25 protein-coding genes, 1 tRNA gene and 1 pseudogene are annotated in these 22,300 nt (G+C 53.3%); 16 read left to right on the top strand and 11 right to left on the bottom strand.

Annotation, left to right across the window (positions count from 1 at the left end; translation table 11 throughout):
• Nucleotides 1–72 precede the first annotated feature (72 nt).
• Together glyS and DBY97_RS06560 are read right to left on the bottom strand one after the other, a co-directional pair.
• The gene (gene glyS, locus DBY97_RS06565) at nt 73–2,172 is read right to left on the bottom strand and encodes a glycine--tRNA ligase subunit beta (RefSeq protein ID WP_107857865.1); all 2,100 of its coding nucleotides are present in this window, start codon (nt 2,170–2,172) and stop codon (nt 73–75) included.
• 168 nt (nt 2,173–2,340) lie between these two features.
• Complete coding sequence (locus tag DBY97_RS06560) at nt 2,341–3,435, bottom strand: FAD-dependent oxidoreductase (protein ID WP_107857864.1); 1,095 nt, start codon at nt 3,433–3,435, stop codon at nt 2,341–2,343.
• A gap of 288 nt (nt 3,436–3,723) precedes the next feature.
• On the opposite strand from DBY97_RS06560, the gene DBY97_RS06555 reads away from it, so the two are divergent.
• Nucleotides 3,724–3,945 carry a cell division protein gene (locus DBY97_RS06555; RefSeq protein ID WP_107857863.1) on the top strand — a complete coding sequence of 74 codons (222 nt, stop codon included), beginning with the start codon at nt 3,724–3,726 and terminating at the stop codon, nt 3,943–3,945.
• A 108-nt stretch (nt 3,946–4,053) separates the two neighbouring features.
• On the opposite strand, the gene glnE is transcribed toward DBY97_RS06555, so the two are convergent.
• Nucleotides 4,054–6,738, bottom strand: a complete 2,685-nt coding sequence (gene glnE, locus DBY97_RS06550; protein WP_107857862.1) for a bifunctional [glutamate--ammonia ligase]-adenylyl-L-tyrosine phosphorylase/[glutamate--ammonia-ligase] adenylyltransferase — start codon at nt 6,736–6,738, stop codon at nt 4,054–4,056.
• Nucleotides 6,739–6,866: 128 nt separating this feature from the next.
• Here glnE and DBY97_RS06545 point away from each other — a divergent pair, with 128 nt between their 5' ends.
• The 3 genes from DBY97_RS06545 to coaD all read left to right on the top strand — a co-directional run bounded on the left by DBY97_RS06545 (nt 6,867) and on the right by coaD (nt 8,614).
• Nucleotides 6,867–7,142: an oxidative damage protection protein gene (locus DBY97_RS06545; RefSeq protein WP_003682648.1), complete on the top strand. Its 276-nt coding sequence runs from the start codon at nt 6,867–6,869 to the stop codon at nt 7,140–7,142.
• Nucleotides 7,143–7,307: 165 nt separating this feature from the next.
• A complete protein-coding gene (locus tag DBY97_RS06540) occupies nt 7,308–7,994 on the top strand; it encodes a Bax inhibitor-1 family protein (RefSeq protein ID WP_049336659.1) in 687 nt (228 codons plus the stop codon).
• 107 nt (nt 7,995–8,101) lie between these two features.
• A complete protein-coding gene (gene coaD, locus DBY97_RS06535; protein WP_107857861.1) occupies nt 8,102–8,614 on the top strand; it encodes a pantetheine-phosphate adenylyltransferase in 513 nt (170 codons plus the stop codon).
• A 47-nt stretch (nt 8,615–8,661) separates the two neighbouring features.
• On the opposite strand, the gene DBY97_RS06530 is transcribed toward coaD, so the two are convergent.
• Nucleotides 8,662–9,222, bottom strand: a complete 561-nt coding sequence (locus tag DBY97_RS06530; RefSeq protein ID WP_070459658.1) for a hypothetical protein — start codon at nt 9,220–9,222, stop codon at nt 8,662–8,664.
• Between the two features lie 204 nt (nt 9,223–9,426).
• Between DBY97_RS06530 and DBY97_RS06525 the strand changes: the two genes are divergently transcribed.
• The 9 genes from DBY97_RS06525 (at nt 9,427) to DBY97_RS06485 (ending at nt 15,299) form a co-directional block, all read left to right on the top strand.
• Nucleotides 9,427–9,502: transfer RNA gene (locus DBY97_RS06525), tRNA-Phe, on the top strand.
• A gap of 308 nt (nt 9,503–9,810) precedes the next feature.
• Nucleotides 9,811–10,719, top strand: a complete 909-nt coding sequence (locus DBY97_RS06520) for a hypothetical protein (protein ID WP_107857860.1) — start codon at nt 9,811–9,813, stop codon at nt 10,717–10,719.
• A gap of 34 nt (nt 10,720–10,753) precedes the next feature.
• Nucleotides 10,754–10,999, top strand: coding sequence for a GNAT family N-acetyltransferase (locus DBY97_RS06515; RefSeq protein WP_070459813.1), 246 nt, complete (start codon nt 10,754–10,756; stop codon nt 10,997–10,999).
• A 19-nt stretch (nt 11,000–11,018) separates the two neighbouring features.
• Entirely contained in the window at nt 11,019–12,185 is a 1,167-nt protein-coding gene (locus tag DBY97_RS06510; protein WP_107857859.1) for a beta-ketoacyl-ACP synthase III, read from the top strand.
• Nucleotides 12,186–12,581: a hypothetical protein gene (locus tag DBY97_RS06505; RefSeq protein ID WP_107857858.1), complete on the top strand. Its 396-nt coding sequence runs from the start codon at nt 12,186–12,188 to the stop codon at nt 12,579–12,581.
• An 8-nt stretch (nt 12,582–12,589) separates the two neighbouring features.
• Entirely contained in the window at nt 12,590–13,261 is a 672-nt protein-coding gene (locus DBY97_RS06500) for a glutathione S-transferase family protein (protein ID WP_107857857.1), read from the top strand.
• Between the two features lie 162 nt (nt 13,262–13,423).
• Nucleotides 13,424–14,098, top strand: a complete 675-nt coding sequence (gene tsaB, locus DBY97_RS06495; RefSeq protein WP_199900743.1) for a tRNA (adenosine(37)-N6)-threonylcarbamoyltransferase complex dimerization subunit type 1 TsaB — start codon at nt 13,424–13,426, stop codon at nt 14,096–14,098.
• Nucleotides 14,095–14,538 (top strand): ribosomal protein S18-alanine N-acetyltransferase, encoded by a 444-nt coding sequence (gene rimI / locus DBY97_RS06490; RefSeq protein ID WP_107857855.1) that lies wholly within the window; start codon nt 14,095–14,097, stop codon nt 14,536–14,538. The genes tsaB and rimI overlap by 4 nt, the downstream gene beginning before the upstream one ends.
• The gene (locus tag DBY97_RS06485) at nt 14,532–15,299 is read left to right on the top strand and encodes a uracil-DNA glycosylase family protein (protein WP_107857854.1); all 768 of its coding nucleotides are present in this window, start codon (nt 14,532–14,534) and stop codon (nt 15,297–15,299) included. The genes rimI and DBY97_RS06485 overlap by 7 nt, the downstream gene beginning before the upstream one ends.
• A gap of 71 nt (nt 15,300–15,370) precedes the next feature.
• Here DBY97_RS06485 and DBY97_RS06480 read toward each other — a convergent pair whose 3' ends face one another.
• From DBY97_RS06480 to thiE, 4 genes are read right to left on the bottom strand one after another with little or no spacing between them, the layout of a single operon-like run.
• A complete protein-coding gene (locus DBY97_RS06480; RefSeq protein WP_107857853.1) occupies nt 15,371–16,159 on the bottom strand; it encodes a thiazole synthase in 789 nt (262 codons plus the stop codon).
• A 53-nt stretch (nt 16,160–16,212) separates the two neighbouring features.
• Nucleotides 16,213–16,506 (bottom strand): YciI family protein, encoded by a 294-nt coding sequence (locus DBY97_RS06475; RefSeq protein ID WP_049332239.1) that lies wholly within the window; start codon nt 16,504–16,506, stop codon nt 16,213–16,215.
• 58 nt (nt 16,507–16,564) lie between these two features.
• Nucleotides 16,565–16,759, bottom strand: a complete 195-nt coding sequence (gene thiS, locus DBY97_RS06470) for a sulfur carrier protein ThiS (protein WP_107857852.1) — start codon at nt 16,757–16,759, stop codon at nt 16,565–16,567.
• A 42-nt stretch (nt 16,760–16,801) separates the two neighbouring features.
• On the bottom strand, nt 16,802–17,419 hold the full coding sequence (thiE, locus tag DBY97_RS06465; RefSeq protein WP_049329750.1) for a thiamine phosphate synthase: 618 nt from the start codon (nt 17,417–17,419) through the stop codon (nt 16,802–16,804).
• Nucleotides 17,420–17,626: 207 nt separating this feature from the next.
• On the opposite strand from thiE, the gene DBY97_RS06460 reads away from it, so the two are divergent.
• On the top strand, nt 17,627–18,010 hold the full coding sequence (locus tag DBY97_RS06460) for a hypothetical protein (protein ID WP_004518967.1): 384 nt from the start codon (nt 17,627–17,629) through the stop codon (nt 18,008–18,010).
• A gap of 20 nt (nt 18,011–18,030) precedes the next feature.
• Here the strand turns inward: DBY97_RS06460 and DBY97_RS06455 are convergent.
• Nucleotides 18,031–18,560, bottom strand: a pseudogene (locus DBY97_RS06455) (IS1595 family transposase); the annotation flags it as partial.
• 218 nt (nt 18,561–18,778) lie between these two features.
• On the opposite strand from DBY97_RS06455, the gene DBY97_RS06450 reads away from it, so the two are divergent.
• Nucleotides 18,779–19,045 carry a SemiSWEET family transporter gene (locus DBY97_RS06450; protein ID WP_004518970.1) on the top strand — a complete coding sequence of 89 codons (267 nt, stop codon included), beginning with the start codon at nt 18,779–18,781 and terminating at the stop codon, nt 19,043–19,045.
• Between the two features lie 149 nt (nt 19,046–19,194).
• Here DBY97_RS06450 and mgtE read toward each other — a convergent pair whose 3' ends face one another.
• Both mgtE and DBY97_RS06440 read right to left on the bottom strand, forming a co-directional pair.
• Nucleotides 19,195–20,667 (bottom strand): magnesium transporter, encoded by a 1,473-nt coding sequence (gene mgtE / locus DBY97_RS06445; RefSeq protein ID WP_107857851.1) that lies wholly within the window; start codon nt 20,665–20,667, stop codon nt 19,195–19,197.
• A gap of 247 nt (nt 20,668–20,914) precedes the next feature.
• On the bottom strand, nt 20,915–21,808 hold the full coding sequence (locus DBY97_RS06440; RefSeq protein WP_107857850.1) for a LysR family transcriptional regulator: 894 nt from the start codon (nt 21,806–21,808) through the stop codon (nt 20,915–20,917).
• A 14-nt stretch (nt 21,809–21,822) separates the two neighbouring features.
• Between DBY97_RS06440 and DBY97_RS06435 the strand changes: the two genes are divergently transcribed.
• Entirely contained in the window at nt 21,823–22,296 is a 474-nt protein-coding gene (locus DBY97_RS06435) for a CidA/LrgA family protein (RefSeq protein ID WP_003748145.1), read from the top strand.
• Nucleotides 22,297–22,300 lie beyond the last annotated feature (4 nt).

The following is a 22,300-nucleotide window of genomic DNA, read 5'->3' as shown; positions in this document are numbered from 1 at the left end:
GATACGCCCGAAAAACTTCAGGCTGCCTGAAACATCGGGCAGCCTGAAAAGAGGGTCAACTAAAACGCGACCTTATTCGCTCAAGAGCGCAATGTCGGCAACTGCGTTCATTTGTTCTGCCAAGCGGTTCAGCAAGTTCAAACGGTTTTGTTTCACGGCGGCATCTTCGGCCATTACCATCACGCCGTCGAAGAATGCGTCGACTTGCGGTTTGACGGAAGCCAGCTCGGACAAAGCAGTTTGAAAATTGCCTTCGGCAACGGCGGCGGAGATTTTCGGCTGCAAACCTTGCGCGGCGGCGTACAGGGCTTTTTCTTCGTCCTGTTGCAGCAGGCTTTCGTTAACCGCGCCCAACTCGGCATCGGCTTTTTTCAGCAGGTTTTGTACGCGTTTGTTGGCTGCGGCCAATGCAGCGGCTTCGGGCAGCTGTTTGAACGCGGCAACGGCCTGCAGTTTGGCCACTACGTCGTCCAAACGGCGCGGCTGTTTCGCCAATACGGCGGCAACGATGTCTTGCGGATAATCGTTTTGCAATAACACGGCCAAACGCGCCTGCATGAAGTCGGCGGTTTCAGACGACGTTTTCTCGTTGAGCAAACCTTGCGGGAAGCTGTTGAAGGCCGTCTGAATCAGTTCGTTTACGTCCAAACCGTACTGCATCAGCATACGCAAAATACCCAATGCGGAGCGGCGCAGGGCGTATGGGTCTTTGTCGCCGGTCGGAATCAGACCGATGCCCCAAATGCCGACCAAGGTTTCCAGTTTGTCGGCTAAAGCAACGGCGGTTGCCACTTTGCCGTTCGGCAGGTTGTCGCCGGCAAAACGCGGTTGGTAGTGTTGCTCGATAGCTTCGGCGATTTCTTCGGTTTCGCCGTCCAAGCGGGCATAGTATTTGCCCATGGTGCCTTGCAATTCGGGGAACTCGCCGACCATTTCGGTCACCAAGTCGGCTTTTGCCAGACGCGCGGCGCGTTCGGCTGCGGCGGCATCTGCGCCCAGTGCTTTGGCGATGTGGGCGGCAATGCTTTGCAGGCGTTCGATGCGTTCGGCTTGCGAGCCGATTTTGTTGTGATAAACCACGTTCGCCAACTTGGGCAGGCGGCTTTCCAAAGTCGCTTTTTGGTCTTGCTTGTAGAAGAACTCGGCATCAGACAGGCGCGCGCGCAAAACGCGTTCGTTGCCTTGGATAATGTGCGATGGATCTTCGGTTTGTAGGTTGGACACCAGCAGGAAGCGGTTCATCAGCTTGCCGTTTTGGTCGAGCAGCGGGAAGTATTTTTGGTTTTGCTGCATGGTCAGAATCAGGCATTCTTGCGGCACGGCGAGGAAATGTTCTTCAAAACCGGCTTCCAATACCACAGGCCATTCGACCAATGCAGTCACTTCGTCCAACAATGCTTCATCGGCGGCAACGGTCGCGTTCAGACGGCCTGCTTGTTCGTTCAAGGCCGTCTGAATAGCGGCTTTGCGTTCGGCAAACGAGGCTTCTACTTTGCCTTGCTCACGCATTTGTGCGGCGTAGCTGTCGGCATTTTCAATGGCGATTTCGCCGCTGGAGAGGAAACGGTGACCCAATGTTTTGTTGCCGCTTTGCAGACCCAAAACGCTGACGTTTACGATGTCGCCGCCGTGCAGCACGATCAGGCTGTGTACAGGGCGCACGAAGGTAAATGTGCTGCTGCCCCAACGCATGACTTTAGGAATCGGCAGTTTTTTCACTGCGGCATTGATGATGTCTTCCAAGAGCTCGCTCAGCGGTTTGCCGGTTTGGACGTATTCGTAGGCGTACACGTCTTGCTTGCCGTCGTTGATGACGGTCAGGTCTTCGATTTTCGCACCCGCACCACGCGCAAAACCTTCCAAAGCCTTAGTCGGCGCACCGTCTTTCATGGCATTTGCCACGGCCGGGCCTTTTTTCACGATTTTTTGATCGGCTTGAACGGCCTTCACGTTTTTGACTTGAACGGCCAAACGGCGCGGAGAAGCGTAGGCAGTGTATTTTTCTACAGTCAATTCAAGTAGTTCTATCGCATCTATCTGATCACTATCAATCAGTTGCGCTTTTTCCAAGCCTTCAACAACGGAGGCGGCAAAATGGTTGCCCAGATTATTGAGGGCTTTTGGCGGGAGTTCTTCAGTGAGAAGTTCGATTAAGAGGGTTTGGGTTGTCATGTGCTTATCGTTAAATAGGAAATTGGTTTGGCGTCTGAATACGGCATCATGCGGTTTTCAGACGCAAGGTTAATTGAATTGACGGCGATTTTATCATTTTCAGACGGCCTGTGGCTGTCTTTCACAAACAATTTGCCTGATTTTCAAGCCACTTCATCCGCAACGGCTTCAATTCGTAGCGCGGATATACGGCAAACCGCTGGTTTCGTCGTATTCAGGAATGTCGCTCCCGGCAAACAGCGCACCGGCCAAACGCACGGCCGCGCCGGTCACGGCCGGGGAAATCATAAAGCCGTGGCGGAACAGGCCGTTGACTTCAATCAGGCGGCGTTCGCGGTTAAAGCGGATTTCGGGATTGTGGTGGTTTAAAGTCGGGCGCAGGCCGGTGGCCAGTTCCAAAAGGTTTGCCTCGCCAAATGCCGGATGCACGGCGTACAGCGCGGACAAAAGTTCCAAACCAGAACGCACGCTGGCCGGCGCTTGGCTTTCGCTTTCGATTTGGGTCGCACCAATCACAAAAATATGGTTTTCCTTCGGCGCGATATACAAAGGATAGCGCGGATGCAGCAGGCGCACGGGGCGGGACAGCTCGATTTCAGGGGCGTAAACGCGCGCCACTTCGCCGCGAACGCCGCGCAAAACGCTTTCAGACGGCCTGTTCCACGCTGCTTTTGCGCCGTAACCGCGGCAGTCGATGACCCAATCGTATTGCGCCGCCAAATCTTCGACTTCGCGTTCGCACGACCAATGACATGCCACATTCATTGATTCCAAAGCATCGGCAAGCGCATTCAATACTTGCCGTCCGTCCAACTGCCCTTCTGTCGGCAGATACAGGCCGTCTGAAAACCGCCCGGCCAGTTGCGGCTCGTTTGCTGCGATTTCATCCGCGTTCCAACGTATGGTTTCATGTTCCGCCACGCCGCCGCGCTTCAAATGACGGGCAAACTCGGCAGAAAGCGGCTTGTCCTGCGTGTGCCAGACAATCAGGCTACCGTTTTCCTGCATCATCACCGGCGTATTCAGACGGCCGATAATCGCGCGCCAAAGCGCAATGCTTTGTTTGCCCAAACGGATGACTTCGGGCGTTGCCTCCACCGCTTCGGCAGACGGCGCCAGCATGGCCGCGGCAACATAAGCGGCGGCTTGCGCGCCATTGCGTTCGCCTTTCTCAAACAACTCGACCGAAATGCCCTGCTCTGCCAGTTGGAATGCCATCAGACGGCCCGACAGACCGCCACCGAGTACCGCAACCTTAGACATCAGTTTCTCCTTGTTTTTAATATATAAATAAGCGACATATTTTAGAACTTGTTTTGCTGTATCACAATATCGACAGAAAATGAGAACAGTTTTTGCATATCATGCTCAAGCTGAATCAGTAATAAGTAAACAAAAAGCTTCCCTCTAGCTGCCAATCAGCTTTGATAAAAATATCTTCTTTACATATAAACCGAATATAATGGCATTTCTTGACACATTCATTCACTCGGCATTACTGCATTTATTGAATTGTTTTGATGTATATATTTGATTTTATAAGGAATAACGATGAAAAGCTTGGGCAGTACTTTATTTATCCTCGGCGTATTGGCATTCGGTTTGAATTATATGAACGCCGTCCCCAAAGTCTTGGCCTGGATTTACGAATGGGGCGAAGATACAGCCCTGTGGATTAAAGCAGGCATTACGGGCAGTGGCGCTTTACTGTGGTTGGCAGGCAATTTCCTTGAAAAACCGGAAAAGGCAGAAGCAGAACAGGAAGAAGAATAAATGCCATAAAAGGCTGTCTGAAAAGTTTCAGACGGCCTTTTTTATATCTTTGGCAAAACAGTACCTACTTTATATCCGAAAGTATGCCTTAATCGAATAAATTGCTACTTATCCGAACTTCACTTCTGCCCTGAATACTTCCTGCCATAGTTTTCGCACGTTGCCATAGTGGGTCAGCAATTCGTCCGTCACTTCGGTTTTTTTGGCGTCGCGCAGTTTGGTGTTGTGTTGCTGCTGGCGGTAGAAGCGGTAGGCGGTGCGGCTTTGTTCAGCGAGGGTTTTGTCGATGAGGCCGCAATCGGCAGCGATGTTCAACAGGGCGATGTTACCGTAGTTGTCCAAGAGTTGCGGATATTGGCGGGCATGGGCAAGGATCAGATATTGGACGATAAATTCGACATCGACCACGCCGCCGCGCGCGTATTTGACATTACTGTCGGCTGAGGGATGAGTGGGGAACATTTTTTCGCGCATTTCGATGATTTCGCCTGCCAAGGCGGTTTGGTCGCGTTCGGCGGTGAGGATTTCGGTGCGGATGCGGTCGAAGGCCGTCTGAATTTCGGGTGTGCCGCAGATGAAGCGGGCGCGTGTGAGGGACTGGTGTTCCCATGTCCATGCATTTTCGCGCTGATATTTTTCGAAGGCGGCGATGCTGTGCGCGAGAAAACCTGCGTCGCCGTTGGGGCGCAGGCGCAGGTCGGTTTCGTAGAGGCTGCCTGCACCGGTGGCGGCAGAAAGCCAGTTGGTCAGGCGGCGGGCGAGACGGCTGTACACGTCGCCTGCATCGGGATGCGGGTCGTCGTAAAGATAGACCAAGTCGAGGTCGGAGGAATAGCTGAGCTCTTTACCGCCCAGTTTGCCGTAGCCGATGATGGCGAATTGCGGCGTGTCGCGGTGTTTTTTGGGCATATCCGCCCACGCGCATGGCACGGCGGCGGCGAGAATGGTGTCGGCAAGGGCGGATAGCTGGTCGGAAAGTGATTCTACCGTCCACAATCCGGCAAGGTCTTGAACGGCGAGGCGGAAGACTTGGGCGTGTTGGAAATGGCGCAGTGTGTCCATTTGCGCTTCGATGTCGCCGCCGCAGGCTTTGAGGTCGTTTGAAAGTGCGGCGGCAAGGGCCGGCCAGTCAAACGTGGTATCCAAAAGCTGGGCGCTGATGAGTTCGTCCAGCAGAATCGGGTATTTGCTCAGATACGCCGCCACCCATGAGCTTTGGCTCATGATTTGTGCCAGATGCGCCAAGGTTTGCGGATGTTCGTTGAGGAAGGCGAGATAGGCGGAGCGGCGGCTGATGTTTTCGAGGAAGTCAAACAGCCGCATTAATGTGTCGGTCGGGTTGGGTTGCGCTGCCGCCGCCTGTACCAACAACGGCACAATCGCGTCAAAACGCGGCTGGGCGTGTGCGGAAAGGTGGCGGTATTTATGGCCGTTGCGGATTTGATCGAGCCGTGTGGCGATGGTTTCGGCATCAAACCCATATTCTTTCAGACGGCCTAGCCGTTCTTCTTCGTCGGGTTTTTCCTGCCATGCCCATTGCCATTCGCTGTTGTCTTGCGTTTGTTCTTCGGGTTCGCTCAAGATTTCGTTGAACAACTGATTGACTTTGTTCCGATGAACATTGAGGCCGTCTGAAAAGGCGGCATAGCTGTCGAAACCCATGCTTTCGGCGAGCAGTTGTTGCTGTTCGGGCGAGGTCGGCAGGGTTTGGGTTTGCTGGTCGTCCCAGTATTGTAGGCGGTGTTCGACATCGCGCAGGAAGCGGTAGGCGGCAAGCAGGGTTTCGACGTTTTCAGACGGCATGATGCCCAGCTCGGCAAGCTTCTTCAGCGTTTCTTGCGTGCCTTTCAGTTGCAGCGCACGCATTTGGCCGCCGCGTATCATCTGGAATATCTGGGCGATAAATTCGACTTCACGGATGCCGCCCGCGCCGAGTTTGATGTTGTCCGCCATGCCTTTTTTGCTGACTTCGCTGCGGATTTGACGGTGCAGGTTGCGCATTGCTTCATATGCGCTGTAATCCAGATATTTGCGGAACACAAAGGGGCGCACCAGCGCTTTAATGTCGTTCGGATACGGCGTAACCACGCGGCCTTTGCACCACGCATAGCGTTCCCATTCGCGCCCCTGCGTAATCAGGTATTGCTCCAGCGCGGTTTCACTCAACACCAGCGCGCCCGAATCTCCGTCCGGCCGCAGCCGCATATCGACGCGGAACACCTGCCCGTCGGCGGTAATGTCGTTCAACAATGCAATCAGTTTCTGCCCGACTTTGGTGAAAAACTCCTGATTCCCCCGTTCGCGCCTGCCGTCGGTGTCTCCCGATTCGGGATAGACGAAAATCAAATCGATGTCGGAAGACACGTTCAACTCATAGCCGCCCGCCTTGCCCATCGCCACCACGCTCAAATGCTGCGGCGATTTGGTATAACGCCCGATCGGCGTGCCGTACATATCCTGATAATAGGCGTAGGAAAAGTCCAACGCGGTATTGACGGCAAAATCGGCAAACAGCGTAATCGTACGGGTTACTTCATTCAAATCACTGATGCGGTTTATATCGCGCACGATAATCTGCGACACCACATAACGGCGCAACTCGCGCAACTGCCGCGCTAATTCTTCCTCATTTTCTTCCGCACGGATTTTGTCCCAGTCGGCAAAGGCTTGGAAATCAGCTTCGGTTAAAACTTTGTCCAACATAGGCAGGAAGATTTCGGGCTTGAGTTTGCCTGAATCAAGGTTGCGGGCGAGAAAAAGGGAATAACGGCGGGCAGTATCGAGGCGGTTCATAATCTTTGCCTGAATAAACAGAAAAGACCATCATAGCAAGGTTTCAGGCCGTCTGAAACCCACGCTTTCCCCTATCCGTGCAATCGGCTAAAATACCAACCTTTGCAACCCTACATAAGGAAACCGCCATGACCCGTATGGTTCACTGCGTCAAACTCGGCAAAGAAGCCGAAGGCATGAAATTTCCGCCGCTGCCCAACGAATTGGGCAAACGCATTTTTGAAAACGTTTCCCAAGAAGCATGGATGGCTTGGACCCGTCACCAAACCATGCTCATCAACGAAAACCGCCTAAGCCTTGCCGATCCGCGCGCACGCGAATACCTCGCCCAGCAGATGGAACAATACTTCTTCGGCGACGGCGCAGACGCCGTACAAGGCTATGTTCCGCAAGAGCCTAAATAAGCATTGAAAAAACCAAGGCCGTCTGAAACCCGATTTTCAGACGGCCTTTAAAATTCCCGATTGCCCCGCATATTAGGCAAATAGAACAGATAAATCATACAAACCCATGATTCTCTGTTAAAATCCAAATTTCATTCATTTTCAACCCACATTGGAGCAAACGCCATGCAAAACGACGTTTACGACTATACCTCGCAAGGCTCGGTTGCCAAAAATACCGTCCTGCAAAAAACCTACCGCCTGCTCGGCCTGTCTTTCATTCCTGCCGTTGCCGGCGCATTCTTTTCCGCCAAAACAGGCTTTAACATTTTCTCCATGTTCGGTTCATCTTGGATTGCCCTGGCTGCCTTCTTCGGCTTCTTCTACGGCATGACCTTCCTGATCGAGAAAAACCGTTACAGCAACGTCGGCGTAGCCCTGTTGATGATCTTCACTTTCGGCATGGGCCTTGCCATCAGCCCTATGTTGCAATACGCCCTGGCTATCAACAACGGCGCGCAAATCGTCGGTACGGCCGCCGCTATGACCGCCGGTGTATTCTTCACCATGTCCGCCATGGCACGCCGCACCACAATGAACATGAACAAACTCGGCAGCTTCCTCGGTGCCGGTGCGATAGTGCTCATGATTGCCGTTGTGGCCAACATCTTCCTCAACATCCCAGCCCTGAGCCTGACCATCGCGGCCGGCTTCGTTGTCTTCAGTTCCCTGATGATTATGTGGCAAGTTCGTGCCGTTATCGATGGCGGTGAAGACAGCCACATCAGCGCGGCGCTGACCATCTTCATCTCCATCTACAACATTTTCAGCAGCCTCCTGAGAATCCTCATCTCTATTAGTGGTGACGACTGATAAAGCCGCAAAGGCCGTCTGAAATTTCAGACGGCCTTTTTGATTTTTGACATCACCGGCAAACTCCCCTATCCTGAACGCCACACAAACCCCATTCCCAACCTAAAATGACCACGACCACTCCGCGCCGTGCCGTGTACGCAGGCAGCTTCGACCCTCCCACCCTCGGCCACCTGTGGATGATACAGGAAGCCCAATCCCTCTTTGACGAACTCATCGTCGCCATCGGTACCAATCCCGAAAAGCGCAACACCTACACCATAGAAGAACGCCGCGCCATGCTCGATGCCATTACCCACCCCTTCCCCAACGTCCGCATCAGCGTGTTTGAAAACCGCTTTTTGGTCGATTACGCCCGCGAAGCCAACGCCAATTTCATCGTCCGCGGCATCCGTTCCGCCGCCGACTACGAATACGAACGCTCGATGCGCTACATCAACAGCGACATCGCCCCCGAAATCTCCACCGTCTTCCTGATGCCACCGCGCGAAATAGCCGAAGTGTCCTCCACCATGGTCAAAGGCTTGGTCGGCCCACAAGGCTGGCGCGACATGATAGGCCGCTACCTCCCCGACCCCGTCTATAAAAAAATCCTGCAAGACCACGAAACAAACACATAAAACAAAGGCCGTCTGAACATTTCAGACGGCCTTCCAATTTCCATTGATTATTTACGGGCAGACGTCAACGCCTGCAGATTTTGATTCAACGTTTCCATGTCCAACCAACCGGCGGCAATAAACAGCATCAGAATCACCGTACCCACACACAGCACCCCGATACCATACAACAGATAGCCCACCAAAACACGGCCTAGCGTCGCATTTCCCATCCACATCAAACCGCGTACCTGCACCACAAACACCCAAGCCTGCCACAACAGCGCAAACGCAGCCAACGCCGGCACATACAACACCAGCAACAGCGGCAGCAGCAAAGCCTCAGACACCAAAATAAAGCCCCACAAAGGCAGCCGGGGCGCACCGTAATAATGCAGCACCTTGCGCATCGAGCGGCTCAACACCAACCATTTCACAATCACCAAAATCACCGACAGGCACACCGCCGCCGCGCCACTGCCAAACAAAGGCGACATGCTGGCCGCGTTCACCACACCCAACAGCAGCAGCACCGCTGCCATCACCAAAGGCGAATACAAATACGTCTCCGGCGAACGATAGCGCAAACGCAAAACATCCCACATATCACGAACAAACACATACAGCATGGCATAAATCCAAAGCAAAAAAGCCGATTGTATCTTAGGCCGTCTGAAAATCAAACCGGCAAACCTAAAAACCGCCAATTAAAACGAAAAATAATTCAATACAAAACAAAATCTTAATTTACCGCCTCAAAAATAAAGCCTACAACCGCTTGCACAAGGCAACGAAATTTGGTTTAATTCACATCTCGCAACGAAACACGCGAAGGCCAGATAGCTCAGTTGGTAGAGCAACGGATTGAAAATCCGTGTGTCGGCGGTTCGATTCCGCCTCTGGCCACCACCAACCGCCTTGAAGCGGTTATTTTTTTGTCTATACGATTTACACGCCATACTTAGCGCAAATCCTGCTCCAGACCATGCGTCCCGATTTCCACACAAGGCCGTCTGAAAATTTTCAGACGGCCGTTGTTCATGTTGGCATGGCATAAAAATCCGCTTTACCGCCCCATTCCGACAGAATACGGCGCTTCCATCCAAACCGGCTGAAACCTTCGCGAACATACTGAATATGAATAAAGTTCAAGGCAGGTCGGTTTACTATATAATACCGTCCAAACCAACCATAACTTACTCATTGCAGGGAAGATAATGAAAAAAGTGCTGATTGTGCATTACTCGCAAACGGGGCAGCTCTCCAGCCTGGCGCAAAATTTTGCCGCGCCGTTGCAAACAGCCGGTATACAGGTCGATTGCGTCAATATCGTACCGGAGCAGGAATTTCCGTTTCCATGGCCGTTTTGGCGTTTTTTCGATACCTTTCCGGAAACCGTCCATTTAAAACCCGCCCCGATTCTGCCGCCGCAAATTCCATCCGAAGATTACGATGTGGTGGTCATTGCCTACACCGTTTGGTTCCTCTCTCCTTCGCAACCGATTACCGCCTTTTTGCAACGCGAAGAAACGCGCCGGCTGCTGGACAGCAAACCGGTCATCACGCTTATCGGTTGCCGCAATATGTGGCTGGGCGCGCAGGAAAAAATGAAATCTTTGCTGAAACAAAACGGCGCCAAACTCATCGGCAACATCGTAAAAATCGATGACTGCAACAGCGCGGCAAGTTTCATTACCACGCCCGCATGGATGCTGACCGGCGACAAACGCTATTTCCGCTCCCTGCCCTCCGCCGGCATTGCTGAAGAAGAATTGGCGGATGCGGCGCGGTTTGGTACGAAATTGCGCGATACATTATTGAACCGACAGCCTTTGGACGAAACCCTGTTTCAAAACATGGGCGCAGTGACAGTCAATGAAAAACTGATTTTCAGCGAACGTACCGCCGGCCGCAGCTTCTTCATCTGGGGCAAGCTTTTGATGGCGGCAGGCCGTATTTCTCCGCTCTTGCGCCGTGCCTTGTTGTGCTTCTACATCGTCTTTTTATTGGCGATGATTTTGGTGGTTTTACCCATCAGTGTAATTTTGAAAAAACTGCTGCATCCGCTGCTCAAAGGCCGTCTGAAAAAGCTGGCGGATTATTATGAACAACCGTCAGGCAGATAATCTGTTTCAGACGGCCTCAAACCAGGAATCCATCATGCCCGAAGTTATCCACTACCCCGAACGCCGTCGCTTTCAAATCGATATTGACGGTTTGGAAGCAGGCTATATCAGCTATACCGAACACAACGGCGGCTGGGACGTAAACCATACCGTGGTCTCGCCCAACTTCCGTCATCGCGGCATTGCCAAACTGCTGGTGAGCGCGCTGATGGAATACGCTGAAACACACCACATCCCGTTAACTGCAAGCTGCGACTACGCGGCGCGGTTTATCGGTTGATTATTTTGACAAACACATCATGACATCGAATAACACACTCAAAGACGTTTATCTCAACCGCGTTTCTGCCTTCTTGCCCAATGCCCCCGTCGGCAATAACGAAATGGAAGCCGTCCTCGGCATGGCAGGCGATGTGCCGTCACGCGTGCGCCGTATGATTTTGCGTTCCAACGGCATTTTGTCGCGCCATTACGCCATCGACCCCGAAAGCCGCCGCACGACGCACACCAATGCCGAATTGGCCGCCGAAGCGGTCAACGGCTTATTTGCCCAAGGCGTTCCTGCAGAAGCCATCGGCAGCTTGGCCTGCGCCACTTCTTATCCCGACCAAACCATGCCCGGACACGGCGTGATGGTGCATGGCTTGCTGGATATGCCGCCTTGCGAAGTGTTCAGCATGGCAGGCGTATGCGCGGCAGGTATGGCGGCGATGAAACACGCTTACAACGCCGTGCGCACCGGCGAACACGCACATGCGGTTTCCGTTGCTTCCGAGAACGCCTCGGCGGTCATGCGCGGAGAAGTGTTTCAAAGTGAAACCGACCATAAAAAACTGGAAAACGCTTCCCCCGAAATCGGTTTTGAAAAAGACTTTTTGCGCTGGATGCTGTCTGACGGCGCAGGCGCGGTGTATCTGTCCGACCATCCCAATTCAGACGGCCTCAGCCTGAAAATCCATTGGATAGACCTGCTTTCCTACGCCAACGAAATGCCGCCCTGCATGTATGCCGGCGCAGAATTCCGCGACGGCGTATTTGAAGGCTGGAAACACGCCGATGCCGATTACGGCCGCCGCCACAGCCTGATGGCGGTCAAACAAGACGTGAAACTGCTGAACGAAAATATCGTCCGCTATACAGTGGAAAAACCCCTCTCCCAAATCGCCGCCAAACACGGCATCCGCGCCGAAGAAATCGATTGGTTCCTACCCCACTACTCTTCCGGCTTTTTCCGCGACCGCCTTTCAGACGGCCTGAAAAACATCGGCTTCGACATTCCGCAGGAAAAATGGTTTACCAATCTGCACAGCAAGGGCAACACGGGTTCGGCCTCGATTTACATCATCCTTGAAGAATTTATGCGCACTTTCCCCATCGAACACGGCCAAAAAATCCTGTGTTACGTGCCGGAAAGCGGACGCTTTTCAACATGTTTCATGCTTTTGGAAGCAGTAAAGGCCGTCTGAATGAAGATTGACGACATCCCTCAAGACAACAGCGCCAGCTACCACGGCCACCGCAAAGTTATCTACGGCACCCGCGACGGCTACTACGAAGCGGCCACCAGCAACGGTTGGCAGGACGAAGCCTACGCCACCGAAATGGCGGTGTGCGAACTCGATGCCCAAACGCAGGCCGCGCGCGAAGCCGTCGAAAAAGGCGAATATTCGCCGCTGTACTACCATATGTTCCGCTGCCGTTATGATGAAACCGGCTTGGCCATGGCAGCAGGCGTATGGAAATGGCAGCTGCGTCGGCATTTCCGTCCCGAAGTGTTCGCCAAACTACCGGCCAAAACCCTGCAAAAATACGCCGATGCCTGCCAAATCAGCATAGACGACCTCAAACAAACCGATATTTAAAGTCCCTCATGATTACCCTGCATTCGCTCGACCAATCCCGCGCCCTGCGCATTGTTTGGCTGCTTGAAATCCTCGGTACGCCCTACCGCCTGCAAACCTACCGCCGTCATCCCGACACTTTGCTCGCCCCTGACGAACTCAAAGCCATCCATCCCTTGGGCAAATCGCCTTTATTGGATGATGACGGTTTTATCTTGGCGGAAAGCGGCGCGATTACCGACTATCTGATTCAAACCTACGGCAACCGTCTGATGCCCGAACGCGGCAGCCGCGAATACTGGCAATATCAACGCTGGCTACATTATGCCGAAGGTTCGCTGATGCCGTTATTGCTGCTCGGACTGGTGTTCCGCCGGATTGAAAGCGCGCCCATGCCGTTTTTCGTCAAACCGATTGCCCGCAAAATCAGCGGCAGCGTCAAAAGCAGCTTTATCCATCCGCAAGCCGCCCTGCATCTTTCCCACATCGACAGCGAGTTGGAAAACCGCGAATGGTTGGTCGGCAACAGCCTCAGCGGTGCCGACATCATGATGAGCTATCCGCTGCAAGCCGCGGCCGACCGCTTCGATTTTACCGACTACCCCAATATCCGCGCTTATTTGCAACGCATCGAAGCGCATGAAGCCTACCGCCGCGCCGTTGAAAAAGCAGGTTCGCCTTTATTGAAACTCGACAAATAAAACAAGGCCGTCTGAAACATTTTCAGACGGCCTGAAACCTTGGTTCACTTATCGAATAGCTTTGCGGCAAACGGCGTTTTTACCCAAGCGCCGCCCGAGTGCTTTGTTCCCCCTCGCCGTTCCACTATAATGGCAACCCATATCCTTCTAAAAAATAACACCATGCCAACCGACAACCGCCCGACTCTTGCCATTGACACCAGCACATCCTTTTTGTCCATCGCATTGGAACATCAAGGCGAAGTCCGCCTGTTTCACGAAAACGTCGGCACCAAGCAATCCGAACAAATCCTGCCGCAAATCGAACGCCTCTTTAAAGAAGCGGGCATCACGGCCGCCGATTTGGGCTGCATTGTTTATGCACAAGGCCCCGGCGCATTTACCGGCCTGCGTATCGGCGCGGCGGTTGCACAAGGTTTGGCCACGCCGTTTGACACGCCCATGATCGGTATTCCCTGCCTCGATGCCGCCGCTTCGCTGCTGCCGCCATCAAGCTGTGTACTGGCGGTCACCGATGCGCGTATGGGCGAAGTGTTCTACGCATGGTTTGATACGCAAAACCACGTCCGCTTGAGCGATTACACGGTTGGCAAAGCCGCCGCTATTGCCGCGCCCGAAGGCAAAACGCCTACCGGCGGCATCGGCAATGCCTTTGCCCTCGCCGACAAACCGCCTTTTGACGGTCAAGCCGATATGCCGACTGCCGCCGATTATCTCAAACTTGCCCGCAGCGGCCGCTATGTTGCCACCGATGCGGCGCACGCCGAGCTGCTCTACGTCCGCAACAAAATTGCCCTGACCGCGCAAGAGCAAGCCCAACAAAAGGTCAAACCGTGAACCTGCGCCCAGCCTTACTTGCCGACTGCTCCACCCTTGCCGCCATTGACGCACAAGGTAATCCTTCGTCGTGGACGGCGCAGCAGTTTGAATCAGCCGTTCAACACCATCCCGACAGCGTTTGGCTCAGCCAGACTGACCACCAAATTACCGGCTTTATCGTGTGGCAAACCGTGTTTGACGAATCCGAGCTACATTTGATTGCCGTCGCCCCCGAACACCGCCGACAAGGCATTGCGTCCGCCCTGTTGCAAAACTGGCAAAATGCAGCGCAACAGCAAGGCGCAACCCGATTACTGCTCGAAGTCCGCGCAAGCAATGAAACCGCGCAACAGCTCTACCGCAAACACGGCTTCCAAACCTGCGGCCGCCGCAAAAACTACTACGCCCTGCCCGACGGTGGCAGCGAAGATGCCGTATTGATGGAGAAATCATGTTAAGCAGCCGCTACCTGCACCTGCACGAAGCCTTGGGCTTGGGCCCGATGTGGCTGAACCGAAACGCCAAAATCATCCATGCCGCGCCTCAAGCCGCAGCATCAGCCGCACCCGTCCGCCCCAAAACCATTGCCGCCGATACCGCGCAAGCCGTGCGCACTTTATCCGCAGGTGCACATCAGGCACGCACTGCCGCCATTGCCACTGCGCAAACGGCCAAACCGGCTGTCCGCGCTCCCGAAGCATCACCCAAAGCCATTGTCGAAACACCGGCAAAAACAGAAAAAGCCGCGCATTCAGACAATCTGCCCCGTCTTGACATAACCATCAGGCCGTCTGAAATCATGGTGGTCAGCATTTGCCCGTCCACCGAAGACAGCCTGCACGGTACGCTGTTTAGCGGCGACGTCGGCACGCTTCTCGACAACATCCTCGCCGCCATCGGCCTCAAGCCCGAGCAGGCGCACAAAACCGCATGGGTCAAAACCGCGCCCGTGTTCACCGCCCTGCCCGATGCCGAACACATCCGCGCCGAGCTTGCCGAAATGCAAGACGAGCTGACCGCTTCGCAAGCGCGCGCAGTCTTGTTTCTCGGCAAAATCTTCGACAGCCCCGACATGATCGGACTGATGAACGAATTGTACGGGAAGCGGCCGCATTTCGTCATTCCCCACCCCGCCCGCCTGCTGATGCAGCCTCAACTCAAAGCGCAGGCATGGCAAATCTTAAAGCCATTGAAACAGCTTTTGGCCAAGGCCGTCTGAACATTCTGTTCAACCTGAAATCAGGTTTTCCACCAATAAAAAAGGGCGTGTTCGACACGCCCTAATGTTTATCAATATTCCGCCGAATGCCAGAAAGGCTGGCCCACCGTCGGCGTACTGGCGCGCGCTTTCTCACGCGCCTCCACAGGTTCCGCCTCATAAGCCAGACGGCCCGACTCGACCGCAAGCGCAAAAGCGCGTGCCATATTGACCGGATCGCCGCTGCGGGAAACGGCGGTATTCAGCAACACGCCGTCAAAACCCCATTCCATCACTTGCACCGCCTGCGAAGGCAAACCCAAGCCTGCGTCGATAATCAACGGCGTGTCGGGCAGGCGTTCGCGCAGGACTTTCAGCGCATAAGCATGAACCGCGCCCAATCCCGTGCCAATCGGCGCCGCCCACGGCATCAACGCCTGACAGCCTGCGTCGAGCAGACGGCGGCAGGCAATCAGGTCTTCGGTGCAATAAGGCAGCACTTTGAAGCCGTCTTTAATCAGAATTTCCGCCGCTTCGACAAGCTGGAACACGTCCGGCTGCAACGTATCATCATCGCCGATAAGTTCAAGCTTGATCCAATCGGTATCAAACACTTCGCGCGCCATTTGCGCAGTGGTCACGGCTTCCTGCACACTTTGGCAACCTGCGGTATTGGGCAATACAGGTACGCCCATTTCTTCCAATAACGACCAAAAACCCTGCCCGTGCGCTTCGCCGCCGCTGCCGGCACGGCGCAATGAAACGGTAATCATCGCCGGTTGCGCGATTTGGACAGACTGCTTGAGGATTTCCGGCGTCGGATAAGCAGCCGTACCGAGCAGCAGCCGTGAAGGGAAAGTTTCTCCGTATAGGGTAAACATGATGGATTCCTTTGTAATATTATTTTTGGGGCAATAGCTTCTGAAAAATCGGTTTAGATAGTTTCCAAATAATTTTCAAGTCCTTCGGCGACCTTGGTCGGAATAAACTCGGTAATCGTGTATTTCGCTACGCCTTCTCGGTGAAACGGGTCTTCTGCAATTAACTTTTCCACCTGTTCCCTGCCTGATGCTTTCATCAGGATAACGCCGCCTGTCCGCGGCTGTTTGCGTCCAGACATCACAAATACACCTGCTTGATAATACCGTTCGAGATACGCGATATGCTCGGCCAGGTAGGTTTCAACCGCAGCCAATTCTTTCATATATTCCAACGATACGATAAACATCTCTTTTCCTTTTCTCAGCATTAAACCAATAGCGCAGCTATACGCGCAGTAAAACCGCTTATCCGCCGACTACCGGGCGCACAATGTCCACTTTATCGTTTTCGTTCAAAACCGTTTCTGCATACGTGCCTTTGGAGACAAACTGGGTATTGACGGCAACGGCAAACGGTTTTGGCGGCGAAGTTTGGGCGATAAGGTCGGCAACGGTTGTGCCGTTTAATGTGATGGTTTCATTGTTCAATATAATCTTCATGATGTTTGCTCCTCTTGTCAGACTTCTTATTTTCAGACGGCCTTATTCATCCCACAAAGCCTGAAACGCTTTAACCACCGCTTCGGGATTTTCCGCTTCGGTCACGGCGCGGACGACGGCAAGTGAGGAAACGCCGGTGGCAAGCACATCTTCGGCGTTGTTCAAATCGATGCCGCCGATGGCGACGACGGGCGTGCCGCGTGCCTGTCTGACGTATTCGCGCAGTTTGTCCAAACCTTGCGGGGCGGTCGGCATTTGCTTGGTCGTGGTCGGGAAAATCGCACCGCTGGCGACGTAGCTAGGTTGTACGGACAAGGCGCGATCGAGTTCGGCAACAGAGTGCGTACTCAAGCCCAAGCGCAAACCGGCAGCTTCAATCGCGGCTAGGTCGGCAGTGTCCATGTCTTCCTGCCCGAGATGCACGCCGTATGCACCTGCGGCAATCGCTTCGCGCCAGTGGTCGTTGATGAAAAGCTGGGTTGCACTGTTTTGACAGGCTACGACGCAACGTTCGATTTCGCGTTTCAACTCGTCGCCATGCAGGATTTTACAGCGCAGTTGCACCGTGTCGGCACCTGCTTTGACCATGCGCTCGACCCAGTCAGCAGTGGGAACAACGGCGTAAAATTTCAGGGGAGATTTGAGTGGCGGGAAGGTCATAACGGCTCCGAAAGGAATAATTCGTTGTTATATTATCAGAAAAGGCCGTCTGAATAATAATTGTTTTCAGACGGCCTGATTGAAAAAATGAATATTGCCCTATTCGGCTTTGGCTTTATAAAAATATGAACATACTGATGGGTTATCAAAATGAGTGCCATATTGGCGCCCCACATTCGGAGACCCAACCCATGAAAAAAATTTCTCTTGTTAGCCGCCCTTCCCTTACTGTTTACCACTTATTCAAATGCCGCCACGCCTAAAGCGGAAGCTTCAAAACCAGCTTCGGCACACAAACAAACCAAGCAGCGTTTTTCCGGCAAAATCACCGGCTATCAAACCGCCGAGCATTTGTTCTCCGTACGCAAGGGCGACCGCCTGCGCATCAGTAAAACCGGCAGCCCTAACGCCTATTTCAACGTATGGGCACCCAAAGACGATGAAGCCGTATTTAACGGTTCGGCACAAGGCGATAAATTTGACGGTATCGCTACCCAATCGGGCAAATATAAAGTGCAGGTCTATATGATGCGCGCCCAAGCCCGCCGTAACACTACTGCCCATTACGCCGTAAACGTCATCAAAAACTAAGGGGCTGACGTAGATTAGCCCTAAATTCCACACCAATCTCGCAGGATTTTAAGCTGTTGAGACGGTGTGCCGAAGTTAAATCGAAATTCGCATTCTTTCAAGAACAGCGGGAAAGATTTGCGATCGATTCCGTTGTATTTTCGCAAGAAACGTTTTGCCTGATTCCAAAAATTCTCAATGCCGTTAATGTGGTTCTGACGGTCGACAAATTCCTTGGAATGGTTGATGCGGTAATGGATAAAACCGCTCACGTCCAACTTATCATAGCTGCTCAGGCTATCCGTGTAAACAATGCTGTCCGGCATGATTTTCTTTTTGATGACAGGGAATAACGTTTCAGACTTGGCATTATCCACCACAACGGTATAGACCCGTCCGTTGCGTTTCAGAATGCCGAAGACAACCACTTTTCCTGCCGCACCTCGACCACGTCTGCCTTTACGCTGTCCGCCGAAATAGCTTTCGTCCAGCTCGACAGAGCCCTCGAAAACCTCATCGGCAGCCAAGGCCAAATGATGGATGATGACATACATATTTTGCGGTAGAATAGAGTTATTTATCCTGCGACTAGGTAGAAGGCGCGGAAAGTCCGGCAGAACTGGTCAGCCTGATTGAAAGCGGCGACTACGAAGCCCTGCTTGCCGAAGATTCGGACGAACATGGCCAAGGCCACGAACATCATTGCGGCTGCGGCTGTTCCCTCGGCTGAGTCAGCCTGCCCATATTATCTACCGCCTCGATTTTCATATTAAAAGGAGACTTACCAGCATGATAAGCAAAGCAAAATTCAATACCGTTGTCGGCAGCATAGGAGCGGCAATAGGTATTTTCGTATTTGTCGCCTATATCCCCCAAATTATCGCCAATATGCAAGGGGCAAAGGCGCAGCCGTGGCAACCCCTGTTTGCAGCAGTATCCTGTCTGATTTGGGTTTTGTACGGTTGGAGCAAAGAACCCCGGAAAGACTGGATTCTGATTATACCCAACGCAGTCGGCGTGATATTGGGATTTCTGACTTTTCTGACTTCGCTTTAAACAAGGGGCTAATCTACGTCAGCCCCAAAACTAAACGCCCTCATGATGTAAAGCTTTAAAAAACAGCAAAGGCCGTCTGAAAATTGAAATTTCAGACGGCCTTTTAAACGGTTTGAAAAGGACGTATCGAACACGTCTTTTTTTTCCTATTACAACAGGAACATGGTTGCTAATCCCAAGAAAATCAGGAAGCCGCCGGAGTCGGTAACCGCGGTAATCAGCACCGAGCTGCCCAATGCCGGGTCGCGTCCGGCTTTGTCCATCATGACGGGAATGAGGACGCCGACGGTCGCGGCCAGCAAAAGGTTCAAGGTCATCGCGGCCACCATGACCAAACCGATGCCGATGTTGCCGTAGAGCAGCCATGAAATCACGCCCATTACCGTGCCCCAAATAATGCCGTTGACGAGGGCGACGCCGACTTCTTTTTTCAGCAGGCGGCCTGCCTGCGTACTGGTCATTTGTCCCATTGCCATGGCGCGGACGATCATGGTGATGGTTTGGTTGCCGGAGTTGCCGCCGATGCCGGCGACGATGGGCATCAGCGCAGCCAGTGCGACGATTTTCTCGATACTGCCTTCAAATGCGCCAATTACGCGGCTGGCGATAAAGGCGGTACACAGGTTGATGGCAAGCCACATCCAGCGGTTTTTCACCGAGTCCCAAATCGGGGCGAACAAGTCCTCTTCTTCTTGCAAACCGGCCATGTTAAACATGTCGGCTTCGGATTCTTCACGGATCACGTCCACCATTTCGTCAATGGTGATCCTGCCGATCAGCTTTTTGTTTTCATCGACAACCGGCGCGGTGACCAAGTCATAACGTTCAAACGCCTGTGCCGCTTCTTCCACGTCGTCTTCGGGACGGAAGCGCACGACATCGGTGGCCATCACGTCCGCCACCATGTCTTCGGGGTCGGCGACCAAGAGTTTGCGGATGGGCAGCACGCCTTGCAACACGTCGTTTTCATCAACCACGAAAATCTTGTCGGTATGGTCGGGCAGGCTGTCGAAACGGCGCAAGTAACGCAACACGACTTCACACGCTACATCGGCGCGGATACTGACCAATTCAAAGTCCATAATCGCGCCGACTTGATTGTCTTCGTAAGACATCGCCGCTTTGACCTGCTCGCGTTCTTCTTCATCACGCGTTTGCAGCGCTTCGTACACCACTTGGTGCGGCAAGTCGTCTGCCAGTTCTGCCAATTCGTCTGCGTCCAAATCATCGACGGCGGCCAACAGCTCGTCTTTGTCCATGGACTCGATCAACGTTTCGCGTACGGCGTCGGATACTTCCAGCAACACTTCGCCGTCGTCTTCCGGGGCAACCAAAAGCCAGACGATGTTACGCTCGCGCGGCGGCAGGGATTCCAAGACGGCGGCCACGTCGGCAGGGTGCAGCTCGGCCAAGAGGACGGTCAGCTCGGTAAACTTGTCGCGCAGGCTTTCGTCTTCTATCGGCACACCTGCTTCGATTTGTTCAAAGGACGGCTCGAGGATTTCGCATAAGGCGTGGATGCGGTCGATATCGTCAGAGATGCGATCGTCAGAAATGCGGTCTTCTACCACATCATTGTCGGGGGTATTGTCGAGATTCGGAGGGGTTTGTTCGATGCTCATAAATGCTCCGCCCGCCGGACGCGGGAAGGCATTTCGGCGGGATGATTATTGTTGTTGTGTGTCTGATGGGAAGTTCAAAGGCGAACTGGGAAGGTCCATAATTCGAGCCTGCTGAGAGGCGCAGAGTTGTAAACGGTGCATATTCTACTCTTTTTTAGGCCATTTTACCATTTTTAACGGGAAAGGCCGTCTGAAACCGGGTGATAACGACACCCCCTTTTTTTTCAGACGGCCTGATGATTTGATTTTATTTGTTTCGCCTGCCGAACGCTTCCCTGACCACGTCCAACCAAGCTCTTAAGGCCGGCGTCGGGCGTTGGTGTTTTTTCCATGCCATGGTGAGCTGCCAGCGGATTTCGGGTTCGACCAAAGGAATGGCGGCAAAGACATCGGGATTGATTTTTCGGGCATAGTATTCGGGCAGTAGGGCAATGCCCATATTGTGCGCCACCATGTCGGCAACCAAATTCCATTGCCCGGTACGGCAAACAACGTTGGGCGTAAAACCTTGATTGCGGCAGGCCGTCTGAATGGTTTCGTTGAGGGAAAAGCCGGCGCCGAACAGGATGAAGGGCTCGTGTTGTAGGCTTTTGAGCGTCAGCGCATCGTGTCTCGCCCGATTTTTCGGCATCAAGACCACCAGTGGATAGTCGCACAACGTGATGCTGTCGAAGTCTTCGTGAACCGGCGCGAGCAGCTGCCCGGCATCGAGTTCGTTGTTGCGCAGGGATTGCTCGATGGCGAGTGAGCCTTGTTCCAAAAACGACAATTCGATGTCCGGCCATTTGTGGTGGAAATCAAACAAAGCCTGCCCGAGCAAATCGCTGCCGAACAAGGCCAAACCCAAACGCAGCGTCCCGCTTTTGACATGGCGGTAATCGTCAATGCGGGCCAGCAGCAAATCACGTTCGTGCAAAAGGTTTAACGCATGGCGATAGACTTCTTCGCCGATTGCGGTCGGCTGCACCTGCCGCTTTTTGCGTCCGTTTTCTTTGCACAAAAGCGGCACGCCCAATTCTTCTTCCAAAGACTGGATGATTTTGCTGACCGTCGGCTGCGTCAAATTCAACGCGGAAGCCGTGGCCGAAAAACTTTGCAGGCGGATGAGTTCGGCAAAACAATACAGGCTTTTGAAGTCCATTATTCCTCTAATGCATGATTATTCGTTTAATAATTCATATTATGCAGAAACCAGGTTTCTATAATCAAGCCTTTCATTCAACACACACCCATATCATGGACTCCCTCACCAGATTTTTTCAGACGGCCTTGCAGCTTGCCATCATTGGCGCAGTATGGGGCGTCTCCGACCTTATCGTCCGCTTCACACATCTGCCTATTTCTTCAGGCGTATTGGGCTTGTTCCTCATGCTCGCCCTTTTGGGGCTCGGCATCATCCGCCCGGGCATGGTTGATCGCGGCGCCAAATGGGCATTGGGCGAACTCGTCTTTTTCTTCATCCCCATCATGGTTTCCGTCTTGCAATATCAAGACCTGCTGATGTCCGAAGGTTGGCAGCTGATTTTGACCATCGCCGTCGGCACCGCGCTCGTGATGATCAGCACCGCCCTGACCCTCGATTTCTGCTACCGCTGGAAACGCCGCCTCTACAAAAAACTCCACTCCTAAAAAT

Source organism: Neisseria subflava (genome assembly GCF_003044645.1).
In the GTDB taxonomy this organism is placed as follows: domain Bacteria; phylum Pseudomonadota; class Gammaproteobacteria; order Burkholderiales; family Neisseriaceae; genus Neisseria; species Neisseria subflava_B.
The sequence above is the reverse complement of the archived record's forward strand: the minus strand, read 5'-3'. Positions and strand labels throughout refer to the sequence as shown.